Origin of the sequence: Butyrivibrio sp. MC2021, from assembly GCF_000621605.1 — a bacterium.
Classification (GTDB): Bacteria; Bacillota; Clostridia; order Lachnospirales; family Lachnospiraceae; genus Butyrivibrio.
The window spans coordinates 182,593-195,008 of the sequence record NZ_JHXX01000005.1 but is presented as its reverse complement, the minus strand read 5'-3'; the positions used below and the strand labels follow the sequence as shown (position 1 = coordinate 195,008).

Genomic DNA, 12,416 nt, shown 5'->3' with positions numbered 1-12,416 from the left:
TAAATATGCGAGGAAGTATTGATGGGCGAAAACGGGGACGATAAGTATTTTTACAACAATTACAACTACAACCAGGAGCACAACGAACTGGATCAGCATGTGAGCCTCGCCAATGTGGCCATGGTTGCAGGACTTTTATCCGTTCCGTTTTGCTTTTTCGGATATATTGGCATCGTGCTGGGAGGCGTAGCTATCATGATGGCCATCCTTTCCAAGGGCATGGCAAAAAAGCTCCTTCCCCAGGCCAAAAAAGGTATTTTCTACGGAACACTGGGCATCATAGTGGGATATGCAGTGATAATATCCAGCTTCCACATGGTTATGACCAATCCCGAGATGCGCAAAGAGGTAAATACTTTTTCGGAACAGCTTTACGGAGTAAGCTTTGACGAGACGCTGCAGGAGTTAATGGGAACCCCCGGCAACTGACGCGCGTTCGGAAAAGAGGTGCCTATGAGTATTATCGGTGCTGTAAATAGTGGATATGGAGCAGTGGGATTCTTCGGATCTCCCGGCGCCGCTCGGGCTGAAGACTCCAAACCCATTCTTAATCCTTCCGAATCAACCGAGGTTCAACCCGGAAGGAAGTCCTCCCCTGCGGAATGTCAGACCTGCAAGGAGCGCAAATATCAGGACGGTTCCGACGAAATGGTATCCTTCAAAACCGCACAACACATAAGCCCTCAGGCCGCAGCAGCAAGAGTTCGCGGCCACGAAGCCGAGCATGTAAGTAACGCCTACAAGGATGCAGCCATGAATAACGGCAAGGTACTTCAGGCATCCGTTTCAATAAAAACAGCTATCTGCCCCGAGTGCGGCAGAACCTATGTCAGCGGCGGAACCACCGCCACCAAGATAAAATATACCAATGAAGAAAATCCTTACCAGCAGGCCAGAAAATCCCTGGACAGACAGGGCACTGTGGGAGCAAATATCGACCTTGCCGGCTAAGGCAGGGAGCACATCCAATGTCAGAACTCAAAACATCATCACAGCTTAAGGCTATCGCCAAGGAAAGGTCTTTAGGAAGGTATGGCACTTTGATCGGGGCCACGCTAATTCTCATCACCATCAGATTCATTGTGGGCAGCATAACTTCAGCATTTACCGCAGGTGCCACAGGAATCGTCCCGCTTATCCTCTCATGGCTTATCACAATAGTAGTCAACACGCTTCTCGGAGTCTTTATATCCGGTGAGGCTTATCTTTATATGAATCTTATCTATTCCCAGACCATAACCGTTTCGGATATCTTCTTCGGATTCAAGCAGCAGCCCCAGAAGGCCGTGGCCATCACAGGTATTCTGGAGGTCATCCTCAACATCCTTATGCTGCCTTCCTACCTGGTGCTGTTCTTTTCCAGAACCCAGGGGGGATCCGGTTATCCCATGACTTATCTCTTGGTATTGTTTGTGACCCTGCTGGCCATCATCTACGTCAAGATCGCATTTTCCCAGGTTTACTTCCTGCTCCACGACTTCCCTGACTGGTCCGTGCAGCAGCTTGTCACCACCGCTCTTCACATGATGAAGGGCAAAAAGCTCAAATATTTCCTTCTTAACCTGAGCTTCCTTCCACTGTATTTTCTGGGTATCATTACCCTTTTCATACCACTGCTCTGGGTCAATGTTTACACCTATGCCACCATGGCAGCATTTTATCAGGACCTGATGTCCGGCGCCGCAGCGCAGAAAGAAGAAGGTGAAAATGGACTTAATTGATGCAATCAAAGCTATCGATAAGCCACACGAGGACGACATTTTAAACAGACTCTTTACCCCCTGGGGCGAGAAGCTTAATAAAAATAATGTACTGAAGGAATACCCCAGACCTCAGTTTGTCAGGGACAGCTATGTGAATCTCAACGGTTTCTGGGATTACTGCATTGTTCCCGATAAGGAAGGTGAGGAGATTCCCTCACAGGACATCATGGAGGGTAAGATCCTGGTTCCTTTTTCACCGGAGTCCATGCTCTCAGAGGTGGAAAGGCGCCTTGAGCCGGATCAGTATCTCTGGTACAAAAGAGAACTTCCCACCCTCACAAGAAAATTTGCAAATTCACGATACCTGCTCCACTTCGGAGCTGTCGATCAGTTCGCCGATGTCTATGTCAATGACAGGCTCATAGGCTCCCACAGCGGAGGCTATCTTCCCTTTACGGTGGACATCACAGGTTTCCTTAATTTCTCCGAGGATGGCGCTACAGCAGGAGGCAACAGCCTTGCTGTCAGGGTAAAAGATACCAGTGACTCCTCCTACCACAGCAGAGGCAAGCAGACTCTTCGCCGTGGCGGCATGTACTACACCGCCCAGAGCGGCATCTGGCAGACTGTCTGGATCGAAGAAGTCCCCGCCACCTATATCAGGGAAATCCACATAAGACCGGAGGAGGACCTGCAGACAGTTTCCATCGAGGTCTCCACCAACCGCCCCTGCAAGGTCACACTGAAGGCACCGGGCCAGGAAATGGTGAAGTCCCCCGCCTCCGGCGACAGCTACGAGACTGTATTTGCAGCAGATGCCTCTTTTTCCTCGGACACATATCCCAGCATGGGAGAGGATAACATAGGCAGCGGCTACTGCTACTACCATTTCAGACTTACCTTTAAGGAGCCCCATCTCTGGACCCCGGAGGATCCCTATCTCTATCCTCTGCACATCGAGGCTGAGGAGGATAAGGTCCGCTCCTATTTCGCCATCAGATTTTTTTCTACGGAAAAAGATGACAAGGGCATCACCAGATTTTGCCTGAACCACAAGCCCTACTTCCTGATGGGCGTTCTGGATCAGGGCTACTGGCCGGACGGGCTCTACACCGCCCCCTCCGACGAGGCTCTTATTTTCGATATCAAGGAGATGAAACGTCTCCACTTCAATATGATGAGAAAGCACATCAAGATCGAGTCAGCCCGCTGGTACTACCACTGCGACAGACTGGGCATGATCGTGTGGCAGGACATGGTAAGCGGAGGCTCCTCCTACGCCAAGCCCGTGGTGAGCTACCTTCCCACTCTTTTCCCGAAGGTCTTCGGAAGGATGAACGACGGTCCCGCCTACTACAAGACCTTCTCCAGAGGTTCCGCAGAGGGCCGCAGCGAGTGGCTTCGCGAGATGCAGAACACCATCCGCTATCTCTACAACGTGCCCTCCATCGGCACCTGGGTGCTCTTTAACGAGGGCTGGGGACAGTTCAACGCCGCCGGTGCCACCGTTATGGCAAAAGAGCTGGATGACTCAAGGCCCATCGATCAGGCCAGCGGCTGGTTTGATGAGGGCAGCGGCAGCTTTAGAAGTGTTCACAACTACTTCAGACCCCTTTCCGTAGAGATCGACAAGGAGGGCCGCGCCTTTGTTATTTCCGAGTACGGAGGTCTCACCTGTCATATAGACGGCCACTCCAGCGTGGACAGAGTCTACGGCTACAAAAAATTCGACACCCTTGACTCCTTCGGAGTTGCCTACTACAACCTTATCAACGCATCCCTTAAGCCCCTGATTCCCAAGGGCCTGTCCGGGGCGGTTTATACCCAGGTCAGCGATGTGGAGGAAGAGGTCAACGGCCTTATGACCTATGACCGTAGGATAACCAAGGTAAATCCTAATCTTGATCCGAATATGTCCAAGAATCTGAATAGCTAAGAAAAAGCCAAGTCATGATGCTGAAACAGCAACTGACTTGGCTTAATTTTTGTTCAAGGTTTAATATAGTTCCACTTGCCCGCTGAAGATCTTCTTTAGCCTGTTCCGGACAATGATGAAGGCCGGGATAAGGAAAGCATCCGCCAGAACCCATGCCACGGGGCTTGCCAGGCAGATGGCTGTAAAGCCAATGAGAGGCACAAGTAAAACTGCTATAAGGGTTCGGCCTATCATCTCCATTACTCCTGCCAAGATGGCGAACATGGAGTAGCCCATGCCCTGAATAAGGAATCGCACTATATTTACCAGTGCCAGTGGTATATAAAATGCGGAGTTCAGGATCAGGAACTTGTGGGCATTGTTGAGGCAGTCAACTTCGCCGGGATCAAGGAAGATCATGGCAAAATATCGGCCGAAGAAGAACAGTACCACGAAGGCCAGGATAGCATAGCCGCAGCCCAGCTTTATGGCTGCCACAAGGCCCTGGGACAGGTGATCCAGCTTTTTGGCTCCCACGTTCTGTCCGCCATAGGTGGCCATGGTTGAGCCCAGAGCGTCAAAGGGAATGCAGAAGAACATTCCCACCTTGCCGGCAGTGGTCACCGCTGCTGCTGCATCGGTGCCGAGACTGTTGATTGCGGTCTGCAGGATCACGCTGCCGATGGCAGTGATGGAATACTGCAGTCCCATGGGAACACCCATGTTGAAGAGGATGAAGAAATGGGATCTGTCCAGCTTCCAGTCCTCTTTTTTCAGGTGAAGGATCTCGATCTTACGGATGATAAAAATAAGGCACATAAGGCCTGAAATAAACTGTGAAATAACCGTAGCCAGGGCTGCTCCCGTGATTCCCATGTGGAAGGGCAGGATAAAGAGAAGGTCCAGTCCGATGTTGATGATGGATGCGATGATGAGGAACTGAACCGGGTGCTTGCTGTCTCCCAGGGCTCTGATGATGCCGGAGAGCAGATTGTACATGTAGGTTACGGGGATTCCGATAAAGATCACGATGATGTACTGATAAGCATATTCAAGAACGTCCGCCGGGGTCTTCATGGCCACCAGGATCTGCCTGCAGAAGATACTGACGATGACGGTCATGATTACAGCAAAAATGCTGCAGAGAATAATAGCATGAGAGACGAACCTTCTCATGCTTTTATAGTCTTTTGCTCCGAATCTCTGGGCCACGGGGATGGCAAAACCGTTGCACACACCCATGCAAAAGCCCATGATAAGGAAGTTCACGGCCCCTGTGGTTCCCATGCCGGTGTAGGCCTCTTTTCCCAGAAACCAGGAAACGATGGCGGTATCGATGATGTTATAAAGCTGCTGGAAAAGCATTCCCCATAAAAGAGAAATGGCAAATCCGAAAATGAGCTTCATGGGATCGCCCACAGTAAGGTCTTTTATATTATTTGTCTTAGAATTTGTACTCATAATATTTTTAATATGTGATAAGCGTTCCTGCCTTGCCCTTAAGTGCGTCTGCAACAGCATCCAGGGATGTGATGAGAACTGAGCCCTTGTTGTTGGCTGTAAGGAACTCGATGGCTGCCTCGATCTTGGGAAGCATGTCTACTTCGCCGAACTGTCCGGCTTCGATGTATCTCTTTGCATCGGCAACGGTCATATTGGTGATGGGCTCCTGGTCCTCTTTCCCGAAGTTCTTGTAAACGCAGGGAACAGAGGTAAGAATGATAAGTCTGTCGGAGCCAAGGTCAGCTGCCAGCTTACCGGCAATGGCATCCTTCTCGATAACAGCGGATGCGCCCTTGAGGACATGTCCCTGCTGGATTACAGGAATTCCGCCGCCTCCGCAGGCGATAACTTCCTGCCCCGCATCAACGAGAGCCTTGATGGCGTCAATCTCAACGATATCTATGGGCTTGGGTGCTGCGATGATCCTTCTGTAGCCGTTGCCGGGCTCTTCTCTTACGAAGTTGCCCTTCTTGATCTCTACATCAGCATCCTCTTTTGACATGTTACGTCCGATGGCCTTGGTGGGCGCATAAAAGGCCTCGTCATAGGGATCAACTGTAACCTGTGTCAGGATAGTGCTGACAGGCTTGGAGATACCGCGGCCGGTAAGCTCTGCCTTCAGTGAATTCTGAATATCGTAGCCCACATAGCCCTGGCTCATGGCGCTGCAAACGCACATGGGTGCTGCTGTGTAGTCGATATAAATTCTGTGAAGCTCAGTCATGGCCTTGTGGATCATGCTGACCTGAGGTCCGTTACTGTGTGTAATAACCAGCTGATATCCTGCCTCAACAAGATCCGCCAGCGCCTTCGCTGTCTTCTTGGTGGCATCCTTCTGCTCATTGGTGGTAACACCAAGTGCCTCGTGTCCAAGAGAAACTACCGCCTTAATATTTTCCATATCACCCTCCGTGTATAAAAAAGATATTCCTATTTTACCCCATCCCCGCTGTATTTGAAAGGATTAATCAAACAGATGTTGCCTGTTCTGTGTTAAGTGTCGGGAGCTTTGGCTGTGCCACATCCCCGCGGATCTCGATAAGAGGAGAAGCCTTGCCCTCTATGTAGTCACGGGTTATGGTCACGCGGCCGATGTTCTCGTCCTTGGGAATCTCATACATGATATCCAGCATGAACTCCTCGATGATAGCACGAAGAGCACGGGCTCCGGTGTCTTTTTCCATGGCCTTCTCCGCGATGGCTTCCAGGGCGCCGTCGTCAAACTGAAGGTCCACCTCGTCAAGAGCCAAGAGCTTCTGGTACTGCTTGAGGATAGCGTTCTTGGGCTCCTTCAGGATCTTGATCAGCATCTCCTTGGTGAGAGCCTGGAGTGTGCAGATGATGGGAAGTCGTCCCAGGAACTCAGGGATCATGCCGAACTTCTTCAGGTCATCAACGGTTACGTTGGTGAGAAGGTTCGGGTCGTTCTCATATTTGTCCTTGAGGTCCGCATCGAAACCGATGGAGGTCTGCTTGTTAAGTCTCTGGGTTATGATCTCCTCAAGATCCGGGAATGCTCCGCCGCAGATAAAGAGGATGTTTCTTGTGTTAACTGTTGCCAGGGGAACCATGGCATTCTTGCTGCCTGCGCCTACGGGAACCTCCACATTGGAGCCCTCCAGGAGCTTGAGCATTCCCTGCTGAACGGATTCGCCGCTGACATCCCTTGAAGTTGTGTTCTTTTTCTTGGCAATCTTATCGATCTCGTCGATGAAGATGATTCCGTGCTCGGTCTTCTCCACATCATTGCCTGCAGCCGCAAGAAGCTTACTTACTACGCTCTCGATATCGTCGCCGATGTAGCCTGCCTCTGTAAGGGAGGTGGCATCTGCGATGGCAAGAGGCACATCCAGAAGCTTGGCCAGGGTCTTAACAAGATAAGTCTTGCCGCTTCCGGTGGGACCCAGGAGAAGAATGTTGGACTTCTCGATCTCAATATCGTCCATGGTGTCTGTGGCAACTCTCTTGTAGTGGTTGTAAACCGCAACGGACATGACCTTTTTGGCCTGGTCCTGTCCGATGACGAACTCGTCAAGCTTGGCCTTGATCTTGTGGGGAGCCGGGATGTTCTTTATGTCAAAAGCAGGTTTTACTGTGCTTTCGCTCTTTTTCTTGATCTTCTGTGTATTGGGGATGCCGCCTCCAAAGTTGAAACCGCCTGGCATACCCATATCAAAGAGGCCCATTCCCGGGAAACCGCCTGTGTTCTTGTTAAGCTCGTTCATGAGGTTGGGATTGTTGAGCATGTTCTGATAGTCGAACTGGGTAACTGTATCCATGGTCTTGTGCATACAGTCATTGCAGATGCAGATGTTGTTGGGAAGATGGAACATCTGGCCAGCCTTGCTCTCAGGTCTTCTGCAGATAAAGCAGACATCCTCGTAGCCGGTATCGTTGTTATTGGTGTTGTTGCCTGAGCCGGTGCCGGCAGAAGTCTTGCCGGAATCATCTGTGTTTCTACTTGAATTGTCGCCATCTAAATCTGAAGTAAACTGATTGTTCTTATCATATTCTACAGTGTAGGGTCTGTCCTCGATATCAACCCTCTCATCATCAGTTACTTCTCTGAAATCAAAATCGTCATTTCTGTTATCTGTCATTTATTACTTACTCCTCTATATCTATTTAGTTTCCTTATTATTCTCTCAAAGTAGGTTAAACCTATGGGGTTATTATATTATCGCTACTTACGCTAATCAAGTTAAGTTTCTCTTAACAAGGCTGGGTGGTATTTGCAAGGGGGACGGAAGCTATTGGCGAGGTAAGGAAACATTTGGCCTCCCATAAGATTGTGGATAGCGAAGTTCCCCCTGGGTAATCAAGGGATGGCACTAAAGGTGCCATCCCGGAAGATAAGGATTGGTCGCTCCATTCCGTCAAGGACTTTCGCGGCATAAATCCTCGCTCGGGGTAATCAAAGTCCTCTCTTCAGGCTGTGGCGCTGCGGTTTATTCCACGGTTCTTTGACTTCATTCCCGCTCAGGGAAAATATGGCTGCTGAAGTAACGCAGAGATCTCTTCCCGAGAGCAAAATAGGATAAGATACACATAGATCTTATCCTATTTTCCTGATTTTTCACCCCCATAAACACGCCAGAATATAGAGGCTACCATTCTGCGTGTACTATTCAATGCCAGAACTACACGTGTTTCGGAACAATTATGCTCTTTCTGCGTGTTGTTTTCTGAAAAACACTACACGTAGGAATTATATTATGAGCTCTGTGCGTGTGGTTAGTACAGAATCAGCAACAGATCAAACCTTTTCTTCATCTTTCACGCCACTTCCCGGAGCGGGAATGATGTCAAGGGACCGTGGAATAAACCGCAGCGCCAAAGGCTTGGCGGAGAGCCATATACTATCTCGCGCGAGGATTTATGCCGCGAAAGCCCTTGATATCATGACACGGATAAATCCTATTCCGGGCGGGGGCCGGCATCTTTTTCGCCGGCCCTCCTGCCTTCCGGCGAGGACGTGTCTGGGCAGCGCCCAGAGATAAAGCTTACAGAGAGGATGCCCAAGTGGCGGAGGGAAGCTTCTCGAAGGTTCCCTCCAAGAACGTCCTCCGGTCGTCAATTCTCTTTACTATTATACTTTTAGACCTTTAGGCGAGGACGATGATTCATGGCAAAAAACGAAGCATTGATGGCCAGTCTGAACACTGTGAAAACCATCAATGCTTCGTTTTATTTTTGAGTAAATCTATTTTGCTTAGTAGCCCCGGACTTCCGGGATACAATTTAGTTACCTCCGCGCTGGTGACCGGACCCGGAATTTCTGTCTTCTGGCTTGCCGGGCATCTGCTGTCCGTCGTAGTGGCCGCTTGCTCCGTTGCTGTCGCCTTCGCTCTGGCTGGAGCCATCGCTGTTCGCTCCGCCAAGGGTCACATCATATGTCTCCTCGACATACTCATTTCCGTTCTGTCTCATTACAGTTATTGTAACTTCGGTTCCTGCAGCATAGTACTGAAGTCTGTTCTGTAGATCCTCCATGGAAGTGATCTCTTCGCCGTCAAAGGATGTGATAACATCACCCTTCTGAATGCCTGCTGCCTCTGCTCCGCCGCCTCTCTGAAGTTCTGCGATATAAACTCCCTGAGGAAGTCCGTAGATCTCTGAAACATCTGAGCTTACGCTGACGCCGCTGATGCCGATGTAGCCTCTCTGGCTCTCAGCTACTTTTAACTTGGTCTGCTCGTTCATGAGCTTCTCAATAATAGGCTGTGCTGCTGAAATAGGAATAGCATATCCCATTCCTTCGATTGTGTCTCCGCCAAGCTTGTTGGAGTTGATTCCGATTACTTCGCCCTGAAGATTAAGAAGGGCTCCGCCTGAGTTACCGGGGTTGATGGCTGCATCTGTCTGGATAAAGCTGCGGGTAACGCCTTCTGCGATCTCAACATCACGATTAAGAGCTGAGATAACACCGGTTGTAACGGACTGGCCATAGCCAAGGGCATTACCGATGGCTACGCAGGGCTCTCCGAGAGCCAGGGCATCGCTGTCACCAAGGGTTGCGATCTTGATGGTATCAAGAGTATCTGAACCGATGGCATCAAGGGATACTGCGATAACCGCAAGGTCCATATCTGAAGCTGTACCCTTAACTACCGCCTCGATTGTTGAGTCATCGGAAAAGATAACCTCGAGAGTATCCGCACCCTCGATAACGTGGTAGTTGGTTGCTATAAGAAGCTCTGAATCGTTCTGTCCTACGATGATTCCGCTTCCTGAAGCTGTTGCTTCATCCTTGTAGGTATATCCGAAATAGTTGCCTGAAACTGTATAGTTGTTGTGGATCATAACAAGGGCAGGCATAACCTCTTTTACCACCTCGGTAACATCGGTAACTACTGCCATTGTCTGGCCTGTAACTGTTGTTGTCTGAATGTTGTTGGAATCAGTCTTGGTAACAGACTTCTGAGCAGGCTGTTCCTGAACCTCTTCTGTCTCGGGAGCTGTCTCCTTCTCTTCAATCTGTGCTACCTGATTACTTCCTGAGATCTTGTTGTATGTGTAATATGCTGATCCGATGCTGACTCCAAGAAGCGTTATAGCTGCAAGAGAAGCTGCTATTATCTTCCAGGCATTGTTCTTTTTAGCCTCAGGCTTGGAAGTCGCAGTGGAATTGGTTGTTGCGCTGGCATACTGGTAAGTGCCGTAGGTCTGGCCTGTTACCGCGTCTCTCTCGGGAGTCTGTGTCTGGCTCTGGGTCTGAGTCTGTCCATAGCCATAAGGTCCGCTGAAAGGACTTGCTGTTGCGTTGGAACCTGTATATCCGCCAAATGCAGGCTTGGGCTCGCTGATGGCTGTTGTGTTCTCAGCGCTGCTCTGTGTCTCCTGAGTATCCTGTGCTGCTCTGCTATAGCCGCCGTAAGTTCTTGCAGGCTGTCCGGCGTCATAGTTGTTCACCGGCTGTGCATTGCCATAGTTTCCGGGCTGCTGAGCGCCATAGGTTCCCGGCTGCTGAGCACCATAGGTTCTCGGATCAGGCTGAGTGCCATAAGGTCTTGGTCCCTGCTGCGCCCCATATGTCCCACCAACATATGTCTGGCGATTCTGTCCGTAGTCATAACCCCTGTAATTAGGGTTGGGGTTCGGACTGTTATTGTAGGTATTATCTACATAAGAATTGCTGCTTGCAGAAGAATTTGTTCTTGTAAGTTCCTCTGTTGAAGAAGTATTTTCATTTCCCACACCATTTTTCAGTTCATTGTCGTTCTGTTCATACATGGTATATCACCTCTTCCTTTCGATTATGACTTAAAGTATAGAGGCAGTTTGTGAAGAAATTGTGTTGCAAATCTAATATAAAAATTAAGAAATTTAATAGTCCTCCTCCAGGACCTGGATTTCCATGTAGTCAAAAGAGATTTCTTCTATGAAAGCGTCCTTGCCGAAGCGGCATTTGTTGTGGAGCTGGAAGTCCTTGACGATGTTATCAAGCCAGATGGGCTTGGAGAGGTCCAGCTCGTAGCAGGCCTTTTCTATGGAATTCATCACCTTGTGAGTTCTGGTGTCTACTGTATCGTCGCAGATCACAGTGTCACGCAGAAGGTGGTTGTTATCTATAAGTTTTACCCAAAGTCTAAACATAATTTTTCTCCAAATAATTTATTGTATTCTCCCTTTTCCTTTACCAGATACATTTTGTTCCGGTCCCATTAGTTCTTTTATTATCTTCCTATACTCTTTTAGCATTATTGCTCTCCGGTAAAAAAATTGGCTGGGTATGCTTTGTGCACACTCAGCCACAATTATATACAATCGGGAAGGTTGGGACAATGGATTTTGATGCGGGAGGTTATGAAGGGCGGAAGGGGAGCCAACTAAACAATATTCCTCACAGTATCGGCCTTGGTAATACTCCGCTGGCACTGAGGCCGCTGATAAAGCTCTCTCTTGAGTGATTGATTATCAGCTCCTCCGGGAAGTGCACGGTCTCCAGCACTTTCAGGGCTCTGTCGAATTTGCCGATGTCGCAGGCGATGTGGGCATCGGTGTTGACGCAGATCTTGACCCCAAGCTCTGCGCACCTCTCGGCGATTTTGGCGCAGAGCTCCTGGTGGTCTCCCTCCCACACAAAGCTGTGCTCGTTGATCTCGATGGCTTTGTGGAGCTCTTTTACCCGGTTAAGGACCGTGTCCATGTCGAAAGCAACTCCCGCCCGTCCGATGTGTCCGATGAAGTACACCTTCGGATTCTCCAGGATCTTCAGATACATCTCCGTGGTCCTGGCAATGCCCGCCCCTTCCGCAAAACGCTTGGAATGGACGCTGGCAATGACAAAGTCCATCTTTTTGAAAACCAGCTCCTGCAGGGTAGGGTCACCCTCGTAGGGGTCCCCGATTATGGATTCCGGGCAGATGATGTCATGGCCGAAAAGATGTCCCTCCAGGTCCACCACATCAGCTTCGCAGCCCCGAAGGAGAGTCACCTTGTGCCACTCCCTGGGCCACTGGTCCACACCAAAGAAATACTGGTAGTTCTTTATATTTTTATAATCCGCATAAAGCATATCGCTGAAATGATCGGTGCTGGCCAGGAGCTTTAAGCCCGCCTTCTTGGCCGCCTTCACGTTCTCCTCAATAGTGGAGTAGGCATGCCTTGAATAAAAAGTATGAGTATGGGTATCACATTCGATTCGATACATATTTACCTCTTTCCTGTTATCCCCAAATACTCCCCCAGTTTTAGGCGATATACGGGAATTAAAACAAAATGCTTACTATGCAAGCATGTAAGCATTTCGTTTTATTACCTTTTATCGCTTATTATATCGGTCAAAACTTTAA

10 protein-coding genes are annotated in these 12,416 nt (G+C 49.4%); 4 read left to right on the top strand and 6 right to left on the bottom strand.

The window, feature by feature from the left end:
- The first annotated feature begins 21 nt into the window (after window positions 1–21).
- Genes T359_RS0111530 through T359_RS0111515 form a run of 4 tightly spaced genes read left to right on the top strand, consistent with a single transcriptional unit; the run spans window position 22 to window position 3,639 of the window.
- The gene (locus T359_RS0111530; RefSeq protein WP_026517622.1) at window positions 22–429 is read left to right on the top strand and encodes a DUF4190 domain-containing protein; all 408 of its coding nucleotides are present in this window, start codon (window positions 22–24) and stop codon (window positions 427–429) included.
- Between the two features lie 24 nt (window positions 430–453).
- Entirely contained in the window at window positions 454–951 is a 498-nt protein-coding gene (locus tag T359_RS0111525) for a hypothetical protein (RefSeq protein ID WP_026517621.1), read from the top strand.
- A gap of 17 nt (window positions 952–968) precedes the next feature.
- The gene (locus T359_RS0111520) at window positions 969–1,721 is read left to right on the top strand and encodes a DUF975 family protein (protein ID WP_026517620.1); all 753 of its coding nucleotides are present in this window, start codon (window positions 969–971) and stop codon (window positions 1,719–1,721) included.
- Window positions 1,708–3,639 carry a glycoside hydrolase family 2 protein gene (locus tag T359_RS0111515; RefSeq protein WP_026517619.1) on the top strand — a complete coding sequence of 644 codons (1,932 nt, stop codon included), beginning with the start codon at window positions 1,708–1,710 and terminating at the stop codon, window positions 3,637–3,639. Before T359_RS0111520 ends, T359_RS0111515 begins: the two co-directional genes overlap by 14 nt.
- A gap of 60 nt (window positions 3,640–3,699) precedes the next feature.
- Here T359_RS0111515 and T359_RS0111510 read toward each other — a convergent pair whose 3' ends face one another.
- The 6 genes from T359_RS0111510 to T359_RS0111480 all read right to left on the bottom strand — a co-directional run bounded on the left by T359_RS0111510 (window position 3,700) and on the right by T359_RS0111480 (window position 12,274).
- Window positions 3,700–5,079 carry an MATE family efflux transporter gene (locus tag T359_RS0111510; protein WP_035784323.1) on the bottom strand — a complete coding sequence of 460 codons (1,380 nt, stop codon included), beginning with the start codon at window positions 5,077–5,079 and terminating at the stop codon, window positions 3,700–3,702.
- A 7-nt stretch (window positions 5,080–5,086) separates the two neighbouring features.
- Complete coding sequence (gene arcC / locus T359_RS0111505) at window positions 5,087–6,022, bottom strand: carbamate kinase (protein ID WP_026517617.1); 936 nt, start codon at window positions 6,020–6,022, stop codon at window positions 5,087–5,089.
- Between the two features lie 67 nt (window positions 6,023–6,089).
- Window positions 6,090–7,721: an ATP-dependent Clp protease ATP-binding subunit ClpX gene (clpX, locus tag T359_RS0111500; RefSeq protein WP_026517616.1), complete on the bottom strand. Its 1,632-nt coding sequence runs from the start codon at window positions 7,719–7,721 to the stop codon at window positions 6,090–6,092.
- A gap of 1,141 nt (window positions 7,722–8,862) precedes the next feature.
- On the bottom strand, window positions 8,863–10,854 hold the full coding sequence (locus T359_RS22195; RefSeq protein WP_081795557.1) for a S1C family serine protease: 1,992 nt from the start codon (window positions 10,852–10,854) through the stop codon (window positions 8,863–8,865).
- A 93-nt stretch (window positions 10,855–10,947) separates the two neighbouring features.
- Entirely contained in the window at window positions 10,948–11,217 is a 270-nt protein-coding gene (locus tag T359_RS0111490; RefSeq protein ID WP_026517615.1) for a hypothetical protein, read from the bottom strand.
- A 247-nt stretch (window positions 11,218–11,464) separates the two neighbouring features.
- The gene (locus T359_RS0111480; protein WP_026517614.1) at window positions 11,465–12,274 is read right to left on the bottom strand and encodes a phosphatase; all 810 of its coding nucleotides are present in this window, start codon (window positions 12,272–12,274) and stop codon (window positions 11,465–11,467) included.
- Window positions 12,275–12,416 lie beyond the last annotated feature (142 nt).

Bases quoted from the DNA above. Each gene is read 5' to 3' on its own strand.
- T359_RS0111530 (WP_026517622.1), top strand. From the start codon at position 22: ATGGGCGAAAACGGGGACGATAAGTATTTTTACAACAATTACAACTAC.
- T359_RS0111525 (WP_026517621.1), top strand. From the start codon at position 454: ATGAGTATTATCGGTGCTGTAAATAGTGGATATGGAGCAGTGGGATTC.
- T359_RS0111520 (WP_026517620.1), top strand. From the start codon at position 969: ATGTCAGAACTCAAAACATCATCACAGCTTAAGGCTATCGCCAAGGAA.
- T359_RS0111515 (WP_026517619.1), top strand. From the start codon at position 1,708: ATGGACTTAATTGATGCAATCAAAGCTATCGATAAGCCACACGAGGAC.
- T359_RS0111510 (WP_035784323.1), bottom strand. From the start codon at position 5,079: ATGAGTACAAATTCTAAGACAAATAATATAAAAGACCTTACTGTGGGC.
- arcC (WP_026517617.1), bottom strand. From the start codon at position 6,022: ATGGAAAATATTAAGGCGGTAGTTTCTCTTGGACACGAGGCACTTGGT.
- clpX (WP_026517616.1), bottom strand. From the start codon at position 7,721: ATGACAGATAACAGAAATGACGATTTTGATTTCAGAGAAGTAACTGAT.
- T359_RS22195 (WP_081795557.1), bottom strand. From the start codon at position 10,854: ATGTATGAACAGAACGACAATGAACTGAAAAATGGTGTGGGAAATGAA.
- T359_RS0111490 (WP_026517615.1), bottom strand. From the start codon at position 11,217: ATGTTTAGACTTTGGGTAAAACTTATAGATAACAACCACCTTCTGCGT.
- T359_RS0111480 (WP_026517614.1), bottom strand. From the start codon at position 12,274: ATGTATCGAATCGAATGTGATACCCATACTCATACTTTTTATTCAAGG.